Source organism: Pseudoalteromonas distincta (genome assembly GCF_005877035.1).
Classification (GTDB): Bacteria; Pseudomonadota; Gammaproteobacteria; order Enterobacterales; family Alteromonadaceae; genus Pseudoalteromonas; species Pseudoalteromonas distincta.
Genome location: NZ_CP040558.1, coordinates 1,311,147 through 1,329,892 on the forward strand (window position 1 = coordinate 1,311,147; position 18,746 = coordinate 1,329,892).

Here is an 18,746-nt window from a genome sequence, read left to right on the forward strand (position 1 = left end):
AAGCATGCTAAATTAGCTGAAATTTATAAATGGAGAAACCAGTTGGAATTTTTATACGAATACGGTTTGTTTTTTGCTAAAACAATTACTTTTGTTATCGCTATAGCAGTTATTCTAATGCTAATAGTTGGCGCTGCAGTTAAGCCTAAAGCCAAAAAAGGTGAAATACAAATTGACGACATATCAGAGCAATTAGTCGATCTTAAAGAAAGTTTTCTACAAAATACGCTGGGTAAAAAAGAGTTTAAAGCGCACCAAAAACAGCTTAAATCGCAAAGTAAAAAAGCAGATAAAGATAAGCCTAAACCTCGTTTATATGTAATTGACTTTGTAGGTAGTATGGACGCTCACGAAGTAGAAAGCTTACGAGAAGAAATAACAGCCATTATCTCTATTGCTAACCCAAGTAAAGACAAAGTACTTATTCGTTTAGAAAGTGGCGGCGGAGTAGTGCATGGCTACGGACTTGCTGCATCTCAGCTACAGCGTATTAAAAATGCCGGTATTCCTTTGAGTGTTGCAATTGATAAAGTAGCAGCGAGCGGTGGTTACATGATGGCGTGTGTAGCCGATGAGATACTGGCAGCCCCTTTTGCCATAGTTGGATCTATTGGTGTGATAGCTCAAATACCAAACTTTAATAAAATATTAAAGAAAAATGATGTTGAATTTGAGCAAATAACTGCAGGTGAGTTTAAACGTACGCTTACTTTATTTGGTGAAAACACAGATAAGGCCCGTGAAAAATTTCGTGAAGAAATTGAACAAACACATGATTTATTTAAAACGTTTGTAAGCACTCAACGTCCAAGCTTAGATATAAACTTAGTTGCGACAGGCGAGCATTGGTTTGCAACTCAAGCGATTGATAAAGGTTTGGTAGATGTTATAAAGACAAGTGATGATGCATTGCTGGAGCAGCAACATGAGCGCCAAATTTATAAGATTAAATACAAAATTAAAAAGGGATTAAGCGATAAGCTAGCTCTTGGCCTGAGTAGTGGTGTAAATAAAGTGGGAATAAACTTACTCTCTAAATTTAAATCCCTAAATCCTTAGATTAGAATTTTTTACGATTCAATTTAATTCTTTCTACTCAAAAAAACCTTGATGTATTGCATCAAGGTTTTTTATAGCTGTATAAATGTAGCTTATGAGTCAATAGACTTATGATAATCTTCTAAGTCTTTAGCTGCATTAGGGTCGTTAAAGATGCTCTCATCAAGTTCCCCTTCAGATTTAGCTACAACACAGGTAACCATACAATCACCGGTTACATTAACTGCTGTACGTGTCATATCTAGCAAGCGGTCTACACCGATAATAATTGCAATCCCTTCTACAGGTAAGCCAACTTGGTTAAGTACCATCGCGAGCATAATTAAACCAACACCAGGTACGCCTGCTGTACCTACAGAGGCAAGTGTTGCTGTTAATATAACCATTAGGTAATCAGAAATTGTCAAATCGACACTAAATACTTGTGCAATGAACACGGTAGCCACACCTTGCATGATAGCAGTGCCATCCATGTTAATGGTAGCACCCAGTGGGATAGTAAATGAGGCAACCGAGTTATTAGCACCTAGTTTTTTAGTAGCAGTTTCAAGTGTAATAGGCATAGTTGCGCTTGAGCTCGAGGTACTAAATGCGAATAAGCATGTGTGCTTCATTTTTGCTAAGAAAATAAGCGGGTTTAAGCCCGTTAATATTTTTAAAAGCAATGTGTAGTTTACAAAAGCATGTAATAACAGTGCAAGCACTACAACGCCAAAGTATTTGGCTAGGCTAACAATTAAGTTAAGCTCAATTGTTGTAAATAGTTTTGCCATTAAAAAGAACACGCCATAAGGTGCAATGTTCATTAACAGCGTGACTAGTTTTAAGATTACTGTGTTTAAATCTTCAAAAACACTTGCTACGCGTTTGCCTGTTTTACCACTTAATGCCATTGCTACACCAAATAATAGTGCAAACACAATAACTTGAAGCATATTACCCTTGGCCATTGCTTCAAATGGGTTAGTAGGAAACATATCTATAATTACACGTGCAAGGGTAGGCGCTTCTTTAGCATCATAAGTTGCATTAGATGGTAGGCTGATGCCTTCACCAGGGCTAAATAACAAAGCAAGTGTAATAGCCACTGTTATAGCAATAGCCGTAGTTAATAAATATAAACCAATGGATTTACCACCTAGGCGGCCTAGTTTTTTAGGGTCACTTAAGCTACAGGTACCACAAACGAGCGATACAAAAACAAGAGGCACAACTAACATTTTTAAGCTGGCAATAAATATTTGGCCACCAACATGGAAAATACCATCAACAAAAAAGGCTTTAATTGGCAAAGAGAATAACCCAAGTGGTATTAGATAATCGTCTTCACCAGCTAATATAGCCTGAAATATAAAACCTACTGCAACCCCAAGCGCCATACCAATCATGATGCGAGTGGTTAAACTCATTGAACGGATTTTTGACATATTCCCTGATCTACATTTTATAAATTTGCCATAGACTACCAGCAAGGAAATATTTACTACAGAAAAAATTGGTATTTATTTAAAATTATTTTGCACAAAAAAGTAATAAAAAACTGAGATTTTAGACTAAGTTATAGGTTAATATTAAGTGAAAATTAATTTTGATTATAATAACAACGCTAGGGAGAGGTTCATGCCTTTAATGCGACTGCTCGGCATTTCATTGCTAAGTTTTTTACTCACAGCCTGTGGTGGCGGTGGGTCACTTGAAAAAGACGGCTCTATTAGTGATGGTGATTCCACGACGGAAACATCAACCTATACAATAAGTTTGAAAGGTTATTTGAAAGCGAGTGATACTGAGTCGAATAGTGTGACTGCTGATGCTCCTTTAGAATTAAGAGCTAGTTTAGTTAATGAAGATGGTGATGCAGTGTCTGGCGAGCGTATTACATTCACGTTAGCGGATTCTATTGGTTTACTTGACCCAGTCTCTGGCACTGTTTTAACTAACACTGATGGTGAAGCATCGATCACTCTTACGGCAGGCGATACTGCGGGGGCGGGTATTATTACTGCTACCTATATTAACGGTGAAGACACCTACAGTGATTCGTTTGGATTTGCATCAGATGGTTCTGAGAATGATGACTCAAGTATAAGTGGAAGTATTGAACTAGATATTTCAATTTTAGATATTACTGGTTCGCCATTTACAGCTGAGAATCCAGTCAGTAAAGATAATAAAGGGACGGTTACCGCTACCTTGTTAGATGAAGATGAACCTTTACAAGGCCAGCTAATTTCTTTTACAACTAACTACACAGGTAAAATCACACCTGTGTTAGGTACGGCATTAACAGACGCGAGTGGTAAAGCTTCCGTAACGCTCAGTAGCGGTGATTCAAAAGGTGCGGGCCAAGTTGTTGCCATTTATACGGATGAAAGCGGTAATAACATCACTAAAGTTGCAGGCTTTATTTCAAATGGTGATGATGCACCTGTTGAAACTGCTGAAGCAGAGCTTGATATCAAGTTATTACAAGGCTGTGCAAGTAATTGGGATGCTAATCGCAACACAACATCCCTCGAAAGCACATATCTCGCATCTGGTTGTAATGTTGTAAATCAATTCTCTTCTGATGAACTTATTGACGTTATGATTAAAGTCACAGATACAAGTTCAGGTGATGGTATTGATGGCATTATAGCTGAGTTATCTACAGACCTTGGTGCCTTGTTACCAGAATCAGGTAAAGCACTAACAGATAACTTTGGTTTTGCAATTTTAAAATTACAGCCAGGGGCAAATAGTGGTGCGGGAGAAGTATCTGTTACTGCTAAATCTGTTACTGCTTCAAAAGCATTTGAAATCGCTACAGCAGAATTAAGTGTTGAAATTTCAAATGGTTTATATAATAAATTAGATGACGCTGGCAATGTGATTGATAGCGAATTTGTGCCGCTAGCAGCTGGAGCTACAACGGTTATTTCAGTAAGTATTTATGATGCAAATGGAGATTTGTTTGTAACCCCACTAGATGTTGAATTTACATCTGGTTGTGTTGAATCTGAACTTGCTGTAATGGATGACACTGCAACGAGTATTAGTGGTATTGCAACAGCGACATACCGAAGTAATGGCTGTAACACAACGCAAGGCGATACGGTTACAGCGACAGTGCTTACTGGTGGTACATCAAAAGTTGTTACAGTTAATGTACCTGTATCGGCTGCCGCAGTAAGCTCGATTGAATTTGTTGAAGCATCAGAAAATGTAATTGCACTAAAAGGGACTGGTGGCGTTTCTCGTAAAGAAATCAGCCAACTCACATTCAAATTAACAGATGAAATAGGTAATACTGCTAAGCAAAAGCGCTTAGACTTTCGTTTAAGCTCGACTAATGGTGGCATATCACTTTCTGAAGTTACAGATGCAACCGGTTATTCGCATGCTAGTGTTTCAACAGACTCTGAAGGTTTAGCACGTATTCAAGTGAACTCTGGTTTTGTTCCTCAGGCTGTGCGTGTGCAAGCGTGCTACATCCCAGATGATCTTATTCCAACTGACCAAAACGATAACGTTACATGCTGGAAAGAACTTTATGATGAGTGTCTTCTTGATGACGCAGAGCGTGATGTCAATGTTTCATGCCCAACCGGAGAACTCTCATTAGTTTCACTAGATGAGCAAGTAATAACAGTATCTGATTTAGTTTCGATTAGTTCGGGTTTACCTGATGGCAATAGTTTCACTGCTGCACCAACTAACTTCAATATTGAAGCGTTAAATTATACCGGTGATATTGAAGAAGTTAATGTTTATTTAGCTGATCATTTTAACAACCCTGTTCCTGATGGTACATCGGTATACTTAACAACTGAAGGGGGTGCTATTGGTACCATTGATGGTACAGAATTTAATGCGCAGCTAGAGTGTAATACAGTCGACGGTCAGTGCGTTGCTCAATGGCGTTCACAAAACCCAAAACCATTCACAGATGCAAAATGGGGTAATACAATTAACAGTATTAACCCTAAAACTAATGAACTTAACTGTGATCTTTACTTTGGTTCTGCAGCACCTTGTATGGCCGGTATTTTAAATGCTGCTTTCAATGAAAATGGCGTCCCTCTTGGTGGTCGTGCAACAGTGCTTGTTACCGCTAAAGGTCAAGAATCGTTCATTGACATTAACGGAAATGGGCGTTTTGATACCAACGAATATTATAGTGGTTATGATCTAACAGAGGCATTTATCGATCACAATGAAAATGGTGTTTATGATGGCTTAGCGGGTATTTATGATCCTGTTACAGCGACAGTGATAAAAGCGGCTGATAACTGCCAAGAAGGCGATAGTGATGATCCATGTAGCCCAGAGAATACAAATGCTGGGCATTTTGAAGAAAACTGGGATATTGATCTCAATGGCATGCATACGCTAGCTGATGGAAAATATAATGGTTTAGTATGTAAAGCGGAAGCAACAACACCAACTGATGGTGACACATTTGAAAGCCTTTGTACTAAAGAATTAGTTGATATTCGAGATTCGTTTGAAATTATTATGTCTGGCAGTACTGCTTACAGCCGATTTGTAGTAACAAAAGATGAGCTACGTAATCGATTCGCTGATGCACTAGCTGAAACCACTGAGGATGATCCTGACGTTTTCACAGAGAATGCTATGCAACTTGCTAGAGATATTGAGGAATGTAATTTAATCCGACGTTTTCCTGCAGCTGAAGAAAATTTAAAAGGTCCGCGTGTACTAGACCTAGAGGAAACAGCTGATACTAGTTATTGTGACGTGAGAAATATAAATCTTACAACTGCTGATTCTGGTGTTGAATTAGCCGCCTTAACTTTCGCTGTTTATTACTCTGATATATATAATAACCCAATGCCTGCAGGTACCAGCGTAGCTATATCTGCTGATAATGGTGAATACAGCGGTACAGATGGTTTTGATATTCGCAATTCAAATGCAACGTTTGCATTTGGTGAAGCTCTATCAATTAGCCGCGAAGCAGAAGGAAATGATAAAACGGAAGGCTTCTTAACCGTTGAGTTTACGACTGGTAAAGGCAACATTTCAACAGCTCAAATTGCAATAAGTGATGATAGTTGATTGCTAATGAGTAGTTTAAAATAAAAAATGCCAACCTTTAGGTTGGCATTTTTGTTTCTGTTCTATATATTCCACATCAATTAATCTAAAAACACCTGTTTGTTTAATTTAACGACAAAAATTGTTCGTTTATTCAGTAAATACTGAAAAGTTTGTATTAAAAGCTTGTAACAACTAGTGTTTGTAGATATACCTATAAATATTCGCGCCGCTTATGTCGGCAAAACACATTTTTAATATTTGGTTAGAAATAGGCAACTATGGGCAAATCGCTAGTAATTGTAGAGTCACCTGCTAAGGCTAAAACAATTAATAAATATTTAGGTAATGACTTCATCGTAAAGTCCAGTATTGGGCATGTACGTGATTTACCTACTTCAGGTTCGAGCAAAGCTAAAGTGCCGGCAACTAAAACGCCAGCAGAAGTTCGCAAAATGGAACCTGAAGAGAAAGCAGCGTATAAAAAGCAACGAGATTATACTAACCTGGTCGCGCGTATGGGTATTGATCCTGAGCAAGGTTGGGAGCCGCATTATGAAATCCTGCCAGGTAAAGAGAAGGTTGTTCAAGAATTACAAAAGCTGGCTGAAAATGCAGATCAAATATACCTCGCAACGGATTTGGATAGAGAAGGGGAAGCAATTGCTTGGCACCTTCAAGAAATCATTGGCGGCGAACCTGAAAAGTATAAGCGCGTAGTTTTTAACGAGATTACCAAAAACGCAATACAGCAAGCTTTCGAAACACCTGGCGAGCTTAATACTGACATGGTTTACGCTCAGCAAACACGACGCTTTTTAGACCGTGTTGTAGGCTTTATGGTTTCTCCTTTGTTGTGGGCAAAAGTTGCACGTGGTCTATCTGCAGGACGAGTTCAGTCTGTTGCGGTACGCTTATTAGTTGAGCGTGAACGTGAAATTAAGGCATTTATCCCTGAAGAGTTTTGGGATATTCACGCTGACGTTAAGAATACTGAGTCTGAGTTACGCTTAGAAGTAACCAAACAAGCAGGAAAGGCATTTAAGCCTGTAAATGAAGCTCAGGCTAGCGCAGCTGTTAAAAGCCTTGAGAGTGCAGAATACAAAGTAATTAGCGTTGAAGAAAAACCAAGTAAAAGTCGCCCAAGTGCGCCATTAATTACTTCAACCATGCAACAAGCGGCAAGTACACGCCTAGGTTATGGCGTTAAGAAAACTATGATGCTCGCTCAGCGTTTGTATGAAGGCGGTTATATTACTTATATGCGTACCGATTCTACCAATCTTTCAAAAGATGCGGTTGAAATGTGTCGTGAGTATGTAACGAACGAGTTTGGTGCTAAATATTTACCAAAAGATCCAATTAACTATAGCTCTAAAGGCAATGCACAAGAAGCGCATGAGGCAATTCGTCCTTCAAGCGTTACTGTGTTGTCTGGTCATATCGAAGGCGTAGATGCCGATGCTAAAAAGCTGTATGAGCTAATTTGGCGTCAGTTTGTAGCGTGTCAAATGGTACCTGCTGAATACGACTTAACAACACTGACTGTTGCAGCTAACGATTTCCAGCTCAAAGCAAAAGGCCGCGTGCTTCGCTTTGATGGTTGGACAAAAGTACAACCTGCGGTGCGTAAAAAGAACGAAGAAGATCAATCACTGCCAGCTGTTAAAGAAGGTGAAATACTTACTTTAATAGAACTTGATCCTAAGCAGCACTTTACTAAGCCGCCAGCTCGCTTTAGTGAAGCAAGTTTAGTAAAAGAGCTTGAAAAGCGTGGTATTGGTCGTCCATCTACTTATGCGTCGATTATATCAACAATTCAAGATCGTGGTTATGTACGTGTAGAAAATCGCCGTTTCTTTGCTGAAAAAATGGGTGAAATTGTCACTGATCGTTTAGTTGAAAACTTCACTGATTTAATGAACTTTGATTTTACAGCTAAAATGGAAGGTCGTTTAGATGACATTGCTGAAGGCGAGCGTGTATGGACTCAAGTTTTAGATAAGTTTTATGCTGATTTTTCAACGCAATTAACTGTCGCTAAAGACGAGCCAGAGAATGGCGGCATGCGTCTTAATGAGATGGTTGAAACCGATATAGAATGTCCTACATGTAGCCGAAAAATGGGTATACGTACGGCTTCAACCGGTGTTTTCTTAGGGTGTACTGGTTACAGCCTTCCGCCAAAAGAGCGTTGTACAACAACAATGAACTTAGTGTCGGGCGATGAAGCGGTTGCTGCTGATGTCGAAGACGTAGAAACCGAAAAATTAATGCAGATGAAGCGTTGTCCTATTTGTGAAACTGCAATGGACTCATACCTAATTGACGAAACCCGTAAACTACATGTGTGTGGTAATAACCCAGCATGTAAAGGGCATATAGTTGAAGAAGGTACCTTTAAAATTAAAGGCTACGACGGACCAATTATCGAATGTGATAAATGCGGTTCTGATATGGAGCTTAAATCGGGTCGCTTTGGTAAGTACTTTGGCTGTAACAACGACGAGTGTAAGAACACACGTAAGTTACTTAAAAATGGCGAGGCTGCTCCACCAAAAGAAGATCCCGTTCACATTACTGAATTAGAGTGTGAGAAGTCAGATGCGTATTTTGTTTTACGTGATGGCGCTGCGGGTATATTTTTAGCCGCAAATACTTTTCCTAAGTCACGTGAAACACGTGCACCTAAGGTTGAAGAACTAAAACGCTTTAGAGACCGCATTTCGCCTAAGTTTTATTATTTAGCAGATGCACCAGCTAAAGATCCTGATGGTAATCTTGCTGTTGTACGCTATAGCCGTAAAAATAAATCTCAGTATGTTATGACTGAAGTTGACGGTAAAGCTACCGGCTGGACTGCTCATTATGAAGCAGGTAAATGGACAGAAGAAGCGAAGAAAAAAGCAGCGCCTAAAAAGAAAGCAGCTGCAAAAAAGGCACCAGCTAAAGCTAAGCCTAAAGCGAAAGCTAAAAAAGAAGATGAATAAGCTCGTTATTGCTTATTCATAGCTTTTGTAGATTTAAAAAATCATAAAAAAACCGGAATGCACAGCTTGTGTCTATTCCGGTTTTTTTGTGCCTAGTTGAATGCTTTCGCAACGGCTTTATTAGCAGTACATTCACCTAAGCGTGTTACCAATTTGATTAAAAACCTGGTCATTTTAGCGTATTAAATAACTCAGTTACTGCGTTAAACACTATTCATATATGACTGCGTAGATGCAGAAAGTAGGCATTGCAGGGAGCAACTGCCGAGAACAAATATATGTCATGTTTTTTCGCTTAGCTATTGAGCTATATTCTTAGCGCTTTAATAGATCACTAATTAAATGTAATTGGTATAATTAAATCTTAACAGAAGATACTTTTTTATAGCCTTCAGATTCAAGCTCATCATTTACGCATTTTAATACGTAGGCATTTAGCTCTTCATTGCTTACGTCATCATCTTTAGCCCAGTTAACACACATTTCTGTGTATTCTTTTATCATTTCGGCTGAAGCTGTTGGCGCATCGTCTGCAACCGCGTAAGTCGCAGATACTGCAAATAGTGGTGCTACGATTAATGCTAGCAATGCTTTTTTCATTCGTTTATTCCTAAAAAAATGGTGTGATGACTGATTTATCCAGTTTAAAGTTAGATATAAATCAGTAGTGCCCAATCCAGAACAACTCTGTTGGTATACTGATTTTTAATCGAAATTGAAATAAAAGATAACGAAATTTTTTTATCGTGAGGATGAGTAATTTACTTGTCAGTTTTTTAACTTTAGTAAGTACAGCATTATTAGCTGGAGTAATATATTTAGTAGCTACGAAAACCTGATTCTACGCTTTATATTAATAACCTTTAGATTGTTTTAGGGAAAATTGATTTCTTAGGTTCAAAAATGAAATGGATAAGCGTCATTGTTTATTTCTGCTATGAGGATATTTTAAGTTTGTAATATCAGCCGTATTATTTGCTTCAACTGAATGTCTAAATGGTGAAACTAAAAGTCACTATAATGCGTTAAATACTAAAAAGCCCAAGTGAATAGCTTGGGCTTTTTGGTGTGTAACGCGCTTACGTATACACTAAACGTAACTTTTGAGTCATTAACACTGAGCGTAAAAACATGCGTAAGGCTCAAGTATTGTGGTGCCTTGGTCTAACTTTGCGCTGTGGTGGCTAAGCTCGGTGTATTCTTTAACGATTGATGTTGGCATATCAATACTTGTTTGCTTAGCGCTGAGATTGAACATACAAAGCATTCTTTGCTTTCCAAGCGTTCTATAAAAAGCAAGCATAGGCTCTGGCGTTTCTATAAATTCAATATCACCTTCAAGTAAAACTGTTTGGCCTTTTCGCCATGCCATAAACTCACGGTAGGCATTTAAAATTGAGTTGTTATCATCTGTTTGTATAGCTACTGATTGCTGCTTATGTGCATCATCAACGGGTAGCCAAGGTTTTACTTCACTAAAACCTGCATAAGATGAATCAGCTAGATCCCAAGGCATTGGTGTTCTACAGCCATCACGCCCTTTAAAATTAGGCCAAAATGTAATGCCGTATGGGTCTTGTAAATCTTCAAATGCCACACTTGCTTCACCTAGACCTAGCTCTTCACCTTGGTACATACACACGCTGCCACGAAGAGAAGCTAATAGGGCGGTTAGCATTTTACATTGTTGAGGGTTTACTTCGCCATTTTCGCTCCAGCGGCTCGCTACGCGCTCTACATCATGATTACTAAATGCCCAGCATGGCCAGCCTTCAGTCATACGTTGTTCTAGAGTTTGAACCGTAGTTCTAATATATTCACTTGAGTAATCATTTGTTAATAGCTCAAAGCTATAACCCATGTGCAGTTTGTCGCCACCTTGGGTGTACTGCGCCATTGTAGCTAATGAATCTTCTGATGAGATTTCGCCAAGCGATACAGTACCTGGGTATTTATTAAGTAATGTGCGAATATCTTGCATAAACTCAATATTTTCAGGCTGAGTATTATTGTAGTAATGGTACTGAAATGCATACGGATTATCTTCGCTAAAACCACGCCCCTGGCGCTTATCTTTTGGTTTAGCCGGGTTATCACGTAATTGCGCGTCGTGATAGCAAAAATTAATTGCATCAAGCCTAAAACCGTCAACGCCTTTTTTAAGCCAAAACTCAACATTATCAAGCACAGCTTTTCGAACATCTGGGTTATGAAAGTTAAGATCCGGTTGTTCGGTTAAAAAATTATGTAGGTAGTATTGCCCGCGACGAGGCTCCCACTGCCAAGCACCACCACCAAAAATAGATAGCCAGTTGTTTGGGGCTGTCCCATCATCTTTTGCGTCAGCCCAAACATACCAGTCGGCTTTACTGTTATTTTGATTTTCACGGCTATCAGTAAACCATTGGTGTTGATCTGATGTATGGCTTAGCACCTGATCAATAATTATTTTAATATTACGAGTGTGGGCTTCGCTTATCAGCTCATCAAAATCATTTAGGTCACCAAAAAGCGGGTCAATGTCACGATAGTCGCTAATATCATAGCCAAAGTCTTTCATTGGCGATTTGAAAAAAGGTGAAATCCAAATAGCATCAACGCCTAAGCTTTTAATGTAATCAATACGATTAATAATCCCTCTTAAATCACCAATGCCATCGTTGTTGCTATCTTGAAAGCTACGCGGATAAACTTGATAAATAACCGCACCTTTATACCACTGCTTTTGGGTCATGCTTTTCTCCGTCATTCCACACAGTATTTAGACTATTTTTATTTGTGATTACGATTAATCACGTTATTTGCAAAAAGCATACGTGAAGCCTTGTACGCTGTAAAAAGTCTGCATACGTATGCACTAAAATTAACGCAATTAAATTATTAAAAATAAGTACTTATAGCTAGCTTAAAGGTGTTTTATTTATGTGTTGGGTGTTTACCAATTATGGTACTGACTTACTTTCTGACTTTTATTAAACATAACGGTTTGTCATACAAGAGAAAATATATTTTATGTTTTGAATTTAATGGTCTGACCAATTAAACATTTGAATTGTGTCTAATATTTCTTATTTTAAATAGCGATACTAATTAGTTTCACTTTGTTTACATTGCGTGCTGTTAACTTTTAGTTTTTGATACAGTAGATTTTACATGTAAAGTTAGCTGCGTCATTTTCAATGGTTTTATTTTCAATAAAATCAATTGTTTAATGTTTGTTTGGCAAGGTTTGTAATAATGTGAAGTCGTGCTATAACTGTTGAATACGTATGCATAAAGTTGTTAATAAAATAAAGCTGGCGTTAATATCCATCCTGACAACAAAATTAGCTCGCCTGTTTGACTATCACTCAAATAAAGAAGCGAGTATCACAATATGGGTAACGGGAAAACATCATGTCTATGTTCAAACCAAGTATATTAACGTTGGCAATGGCTACTGCAGGATTAGCAAGCTTTGCCTCTGTAGCAGCACAAGAAGATACAGTCAAAAATGATGACGTTGAAGTTATTGAAGTAAAAGGCTTTCGTGGCAGTGTTGTTGAATCTATCAACACAAAACGCTTTTCTACTCAAGTCGTTGAGTCAATTTCAGCAGAAGATATAGGTAAGCTACCTGATTCATCTATTGCTGAGTCTATTGCACGCTTACCAGGTTTAACGGCGCAGCGCCTAGATGGTCGCGCAAGTAGAGTATCAATTCGTGGTTTTGGTGAAAACGAAAGTGGCACCACATTTAATGGCCGCGAGCAAGTATCTATTAGTGATAACCGTGGCGTAGAGTTTGACCTTTACCCATCAGAAATTATGAGCGGCGTTACCGTATATAAAACACCTAATGCAAGTATTGAAGCAGAAGGTATTGCCGGTGTTATTAACATGCAAACAGTACGTCCTTTAAGCAAAGGCGAGCGTGTATTTCAAGTTAATGGCCAGTACGAGCAAACTAGCTTTGATAAACTAAACCCAGACGGTAACGACGATGGTTACCGCGGTACTATTTCATACATTGATCAATTTGCAGATGACACCATAGGTGTTGCGTTTGCACTAAATACCATGAGCTCTCCAAATCAAGAAAAACGTTGGAACTCTTGGGGTTACCCTGAATTTACTGCTGATGATGGTCAAACGTACTCTATATTAGGGGGTGCAAAACCATTTGTACGTTCATCAACCCTTGAACGTGACTCAGCAATGCTCGTACTAGAGGCCGCTCCTACAGACAAATTAAACATGACGTTTGATGCGTTATATGTTGATTTTACAGATGAAAAAATCTTACGTGGTATCGAAATCCCATTCGCATGGGGTCAAGGTTCGATTGACCCTGCAAGCGTAGCTGTAGATGACGCAAGTGGCTTTATTACCAGTGCGGTAACAAATGGCCAACGTGTGGTTGTTCGTAACGATTATGAAGAGCGTGAAGCAGAACTAACCGCATTTGGTTTTAATACTAAATACGATATTGATGACTCGTGGTCAGTAGAGTTTGACGCAAGTTACTCTCAAGTAGACCGTAAAATTTGGAGCCTTGAGAGTTACTCTGGAACAGGCCGAGGCGATGCTCGCGGTGTTGCAGATAACCTAGGTTACACATTTAACGGTGGTAATACAGGCGCTACGTTTACTCACGATTTAGATTACAGCGATTACAGCTTAATGCAATTAGGTGGTCCTTTATCATGGGGTGCAAGCTCTGCTTTAAATGATAAATATGGCTTAACCGGCACCGAGTATGAAAACCAAGCGCAAGATGGTTTCATTAATGCACCTACAATTGAAGATGAGTTATCTACGTTAAAACTAGCGGCATCGAAAGTATTAGAAAACGAATACTTCAGCTCAATTGAATTTGGTATGTCTTATAAAGAGCGCGAAAAAACAAAAGATTCGCAAGGCTTCTTTATGACGTTATCTGGTTTTTCGCTTGATAACCCTGGCATGCTAACTGTGCCAGAGCAATATCGAATGGGCAGCGTTGATTTAGACTTTATTGGCATGGGCGATATGATTGCCTACGATGTAAATGGTCTTGTTAATGACGGCTACTACGACTTACTTGATGAAAGCTTAACAAATACGAGTCATTTAACTAAATCGTGGACCGTAAAAGAGGAAATTACCTCAGCGTTTGCACAAGCTAATATTAATGCAGAAGTAAGCGGCTTAGCGTTAACGGGTAATATCGGTGTACGTTACGTTCACACTGATCAGTCATCGCAAGGTAATGCATTTAGTACAGTAGATGGTATTGTTGTGGCATCACCTACCAATATCAGCCATGATTATTCACACGTTTTACCAAGTTTGAACTTATCACTTGCGATTGATGAGCAGCAAACAGTGCGTTTTGGTGCAGCTAAAACAATCTCACGCGCCCGTTTGGATGAAATGAACTCATCTATTGATGCATCATACAACACAACGCCTGATGAAAATGGTAACTTTTGGTCTGTATCGGGTGGTAACCCTAACCTAGAGCCTAAAGAAGCAACTGGTTACGATTTAACGTACGAAAACTACTTTAGCGATGAAGGTTACTTCTCTGCTGCGTTTTTCTATAAAGACTTAACCCAGTGGATTTTTGACGGCACATACGAACTTGATATGTCGGGCGTTGCTGACCCTTCAACGGGTGAAATCCCAGCTACATCTGAAGGTACTGGTAGTGGTAAAGTAAATGGCGGTGGCGGCGACCTATACGGTTACGAGCTATCTCTAGCATTGCCATTTAAAATTTTCCACCCATCACTTGAAGGCTTTGGTTTAATTGCAAGCCATACCGGTATTGAATCAGACATTCAAGATCAAAACGGCAATGAATACGAGCTACCGGGTCTGTCTGACAAAATTCAAAGCTTAACGGTTTACTACGAAATGAATGGTATTCAGCTACGTACCAGCATGCGTAAACGTAGTGCCTTTAAAGGTGATGTATACGGGCTAGGTTTTGATACCGAGCAAGTGGATATCCTAGGCGAAACAATTTGGGACATTCAAGCGGGCTACGACTTTAGTGAGGCCGGTGTTGAAAGCCTTGAAGGGTTATCAATTCAGTTCCAAGTTCAAAACTTAACAGAAGAGCCGTTTACATCGCTTTCTGGCGATAACGCGCTACAAGTTCGTGACTACCAAGATTACGGTCGTACTTACTTGTTAGGCTTTAGCTACAAGCTATAATAAAGGTTGTGTGTAGGAGCCCTTGTAATTTGTTTTACAAGGGCTTTTTTATAGCTACTTTATCAAACTTAACAAAGCTTTAAACTGTAAACGTGGACAATAATATGAAACCAATAAAACACGTCGTAATCGCAGGCGGGGGCACGGCAGGGTGGATAACAGCCGCCTTGCTTAATAAAGTGTTAGGTAAAGTAATTAAAGTAACCCTTATTGAGTCAAGTACTATTGGCACTATAGGCGTGGGTGAAGCAACAATTCCACCTATTATTCAGCTCAATAACGCGCTGGGTATAAACGAGCAAGATTTTATAAACGCTACTAATGCATCTATAAAACTAGGAATTGAGTTCGAAAATTGGAAAACCCCCTCTCATAGCTACATGCATTCTTTTGGCTCATTTGGAAAAGACTTCCCCTTTTGCGATTTTTACAATTTTTGGATAAAAGGAAAAATTACAGGTTGTGAAGACAGCCTATGGGATTTTTCGTTAAATTACCAAGCAGCTAAACAGCATAAGTTTGCACCATTAAATACCATTCCTAATACGCAATTACCTGGCTTAAGTTATGCGTACCACTTTGACGCATCTTTATACGCTGAGTTTTTAAAAAAGCTCGCAACATCACGCGGTGTGGAGCATATTGATGCCAAAATAGAGCAGGCTGAACAATGCCCTCTATCAGGGAATATAAAATCATTAACCCTTGGTAACACACAACAGATAAATGGCGACCTTTTTATAGACGCGACAGGCCAGCGCGCCTTACTCATAGAGCAAACCCTTAACACCGGTTTTGTCGATTGGTCTCATTATTTACCGTGCGATAGCGCCGTGGCGGTGCAGACTCAAGGGACAAGTGAGCTAAAACCTTATACGCGTTCAATTGCACACAGCGCAGGCTGGCAGTGGCAAATACCGCTGCAAAGCCGAATAGGTAATGGCTTGGTGTACTGTAGTCGTTATTTATCTGACGATGCGGCAACGCAGTTATTATTAAATAATTTACCCGCTGAGCCAATGACTGAACCGCGGGTGATTAAATTTAAAACAGGACGGCGGTTAAAACAGTGGCATAGAAACGTGGTCTCGGTTGGCCTTGCCAGTGGCTTTTTAGAGCCGCTAGAGTCTACCAGTATTCATTTAATACAAAGTGCCGTAACCCGTTTAATAAAGCTGTTTCCACACAATGGCATAAGCGAAGCTTTAGTTACTGAATTTAATAAGCAAAGCGTAACTGAAATAGAGCACATTCGTGATTTTATAATTTTGCATTATAAGCTAACTGAGCGAGAAGATTCTGCTTTTTGGCGACAATGCAAGCAAATGGACATTCCTGACTCATTGGCCCATAAGCTCAAATTATTTAAGCAAACCGGCAAAGTAGTGCGCGAAAACGACGAATTATTTGCCGAAGTTGCCTGGCAACAGGTGTTTATTGGCCAAGGACTTATCCCCGAAGATTACAACAGCATTGTTGACTCACTCAGTAGTGAACAACTAAACGATTTATTCTCAACACTAAAAACGCTTATTACCTCAACGGTAGATCAATTACCCACTCATAAAGATTTTTTAGCAAAAATTAAAAAGGCCTGATGATGCAACTTTTAAAAAAACTTTTACTTGTAAGTGCCTGTACTTTACCAACCATTAGCTACGCAATTGACGTTGAGCCTGCTAATTGGTGGGTTGGCATGAACAAAAACACGATTACCATCATGGTTCATGAGCAAAACATTGCAAACGAGCAAATTAAATTAGCTAAATACAACGGCGTTAAGTTAAATAAAGTAACCCGTACCGATAATCCAAATTATGTATTTTTAAATATTACCATTACCGACGCCGCTAAAGCCGGAACGCTTGAATTTAATAGCAGCGAAACGAGCAATAACTTTGAGTTTCCACTGCTTAAACGAGATAAAAACAGCGCTCAGCGTCAAGGGTTTACATCAGCTGATACGCTTTATTTGATTAACCCTGATCGCTTTGCTAATGGTGATAAACAAAACGATACCGTCCCAAGCATGTTAGAAGCGGCAAACCCGAGTATAAAAGGTGGGCGCCACGGTGGTGATATTCAAGGCGTTATAAACGCGCTACCCTATTTAAACGACTTAGGCGTAACACAGCTTTGGTTAACCCCAGTGCTTGAAAACAACATGCCTAATTATTCTTATCATGGTTATGCAATTACAGACTTTTATAAGGTTGACCCACGAATGGGCTCAAACCAGTTATACAAAACGCTCTCGGTAAAAGCCAAAGAGCAGGGTATAGGGCTGGTAATGGATATGGTCCTTAACCATTTTGGCTCTGAGCATACTTGGGTTAACGATAAGCCAACTAAAGATTGGATTAACTTTAATGGTGAGTTTAATAAAGGCAAAAATGCCACCAGCCATGCGCGCCAAACCATACAAGACCCACACGCTAGTGAATACGACAAGCGCCAGTTTAACGATGGCTGGTTTGTAGAAACCATGCCTGATTTAAATCAGCGCCAACCACTGTTAAGTGAATACTTAATTCAAAATGCAATTTGGTGGATAGAATACGCCGATTTAAGCGGCATACGTGTTGATACCTACTCTTACTCAGATAAAGCATTTTTGAGTGATTGGACAAAAGCCATAATGCAAGAGTACCCAGACTTTAATATTGTTGGAGAAGAGTGGACGTCTAACCCTGCTATTGCCTCTTATTGGCAACGTGGAAAGCATAACCAAGATGGCTATACATCAAGCTTACCAAGCGTGATGGACTTTTCGTTGCAAGAGTCGGTAATTCAAGCGCTAAATGAAGATGAAAGCTGGAACACGGGTTGGGTTAAAGTATATGAATCGTTAGCTAATGACTTTTTATACCCTGATACAAATAACATTATGGTATTTGCCGATAACCACGATATGAGCCGTGTATACACCGAGCTTGGCCAAGATGTAGCCAAAACAAAAATGGCGATGACCTTGTTTTTAACCACACGTGGCATACCGCAAATGTATTACGGCACCGAAGTACTATTAGATAACACCCCAAGTAAAGACCATGGTGATATTAGAATCGACTTCCCGGGTGGATTTGAAGGGCAAACTCGTAATGCCTTTACCAAAGAGGGCTTAACAAAACAGCAAAAAGAGATGCATAACACCATCAGTACGCTGCTTAACTTTAGAAAAAACAGCTCAGCATTAGATAAAGGAAAGCTTGTACATTTTACGCCTCAACAAGGCGTGTATAGTTACGCGCGTGTTAGCGACGAGCAAACTGTGTTGGTATTTATGAATAAAAACACAAAAGAGCTAACTAAGAATATTGAGTATATGCAGGAAGTAATACCAAAAAATACCAAAGCACTTAACTTATTCACCCACAAAACACAGGTGTTGGGTAATACAGTTGCTTTACCGGCAATGAGTGCAACGGTATTAATTATAAATACCTCTCAATAGTTTACCTGAATACGTATGCA

The 18,746-nt window shown here is 39.3% G+C and carries 9 protein-coding genes; 6 read left to right on the top strand and 3 right to left on the bottom strand.

The genetic code is table 11. The annotated features are described in order from the left end of the window. Window positions 1-42 precede the first annotated feature (42 nt). Entirely contained in the window at window positions 43-1,059 is a 1,017-nt protein-coding gene (sohB, locus tag FFU37_RS05850) for a protease SohB (RefSeq protein ID WP_138488966.1), read from the top strand. Between the two features lie 92 nt (window positions 1,060-1,151). Here the strand turns inward: sohB and FFU37_RS05855 are convergent, their stop codons facing one another. Then, window positions 1,152-2,486 (bottom strand): dicarboxylate/amino acid:cation symporter, encoded by a 1,335-nt coding sequence (locus FFU37_RS05855; RefSeq protein ID WP_024606768.1) that lies wholly within the window; start codon window positions 2,484-2,486, stop codon window positions 1,152-1,154. A 193-nt stretch (window positions 2,487-2,679) separates the two neighbouring features. On the opposite strand from FFU37_RS05855, the gene FFU37_RS05860 reads away from it, so the two are divergent. Together FFU37_RS05860 and topA are read left to right on the top strand one after the other, a co-directional pair. Continuing rightward, a complete protein-coding gene (locus FFU37_RS05860) occupies window positions 2,680-6,120 on the top strand; it encodes an Ig-like domain-containing protein (RefSeq protein ID WP_138488967.1) in 3,441 nt (1,146 codons plus the stop codon). 260 nt (window positions 6,121-6,380) lie between these two features. Beyond that, window positions 6,381-9,089 (top strand): type I DNA topoisomerase, encoded by a 2,709-nt coding sequence (gene topA / locus FFU37_RS05865; RefSeq protein WP_039489912.1) that lies wholly within the window; start codon window positions 6,381-6,383, stop codon window positions 9,087-9,089. Window positions 9,090-9,446: 357 nt separating this feature from the next. Here the strand turns inward: topA and FFU37_RS05870 are convergent, their stop codons facing one another. Beyond that, a complete protein-coding gene (locus FFU37_RS05870; protein ID WP_002959734.1) occupies window positions 9,447-9,689 on the bottom strand; it encodes a hypothetical protein in 243 nt (80 codons plus the stop codon). A 511-nt stretch (window positions 9,690-10,200) separates the two neighbouring features. Next, entirely contained in the window at window positions 10,201-11,823 is a 1,623-nt protein-coding gene (locus FFU37_RS05875) for an alpha-glucosidase (protein ID WP_138488968.1), read from the bottom strand. A gap of 662 nt (window positions 11,824-12,485) precedes the next feature. On the opposite strand from FFU37_RS05875, the gene FFU37_RS05880 reads away from it, so the two are divergent. The 3 genes from FFU37_RS05880 to FFU37_RS05890 all read left to right on the top strand — a co-directional run bounded on the left by FFU37_RS05880 (window position 12,486) and on the right by FFU37_RS05890 (window position 18,726). Continuing rightward, a complete protein-coding gene (locus tag FFU37_RS05880) occupies window positions 12,486-15,272 on the top strand; it encodes a TonB-dependent receptor (RefSeq protein ID WP_138488969.1) in 2,787 nt (928 codons plus the stop codon). A gap of 104 nt (window positions 15,273-15,376) precedes the next feature. Then, window positions 15,377-16,870 (top strand): tryptophan halogenase family protein, encoded by a 1,494-nt coding sequence (locus tag FFU37_RS05885; protein ID WP_138488970.1) that lies wholly within the window; start codon window positions 15,377-15,379, stop codon window positions 16,868-16,870. Further along, window positions 16,870-18,726 carry a glycoside hydrolase family 13 protein gene (locus FFU37_RS05890; RefSeq protein ID WP_138488971.1) on the top strand — a complete coding sequence of 619 codons (1,857 nt, stop codon included), beginning with the start codon at window positions 16,870-16,872 and terminating at the stop codon, window positions 18,724-18,726. Before FFU37_RS05885 ends, FFU37_RS05890 begins: the two co-directional genes overlap by 1 nt. Window positions 18,727-18,746 lie beyond the last annotated feature (20 nt).

What these genes read in the sequence shown, in the direction of transcription:
- FFU37_RS05855 (WP_024606768.1), bottom strand. Translation starts at nt 2,486, where the DNA reads ATGTCAAAAATCCGTTCAATGAGTTTAACCACTCGCATCATGATTGGT.
- FFU37_RS05860 (WP_138488967.1), top strand. Translation starts at nt 2,680, where the DNA reads ATGCCTTTAATGCGACTGCTCGGCATTTCATTGCTAAGTTTTTTACTC.
- topA (WP_039489912.1), top strand. Translation starts at nt 6,381, where the DNA reads ATGGGCAAATCGCTAGTAATTGTAGAGTCACCTGCTAAGGCTAAAACA.
- FFU37_RS05870 (WP_002959734.1), bottom strand. Translation starts at nt 9,689, where the DNA reads ATGAAAAAAGCATTGCTAGCATTAATCGTAGCACCACTATTTGCAGTA.
- FFU37_RS05875 (WP_138488968.1), bottom strand. Translation starts at nt 11,823, where the DNA reads ATGACCCAAAAGCAGTGGTATAAAGGTGCGGTTATTTATCAAGTTTAT.
- FFU37_RS05880 (WP_138488969.1), top strand. Translation starts at nt 12,486, where the DNA reads ATGTCTATGTTCAAACCAAGTATATTAACGTTGGCAATGGCTACTGCA.
- FFU37_RS05885 (WP_138488970.1), top strand. Translation starts at nt 15,377, where the DNA reads ATGAAACCAATAAAACACGTCGTAATCGCAGGCGGGGGCACGGCAGGG.
- FFU37_RS05890 (WP_138488971.1), top strand. Translation starts at nt 16,870, where the DNA reads ATGATGCAACTTTTAAAAAAACTTTTACTTGTAAGTGCCTGTACTTTA.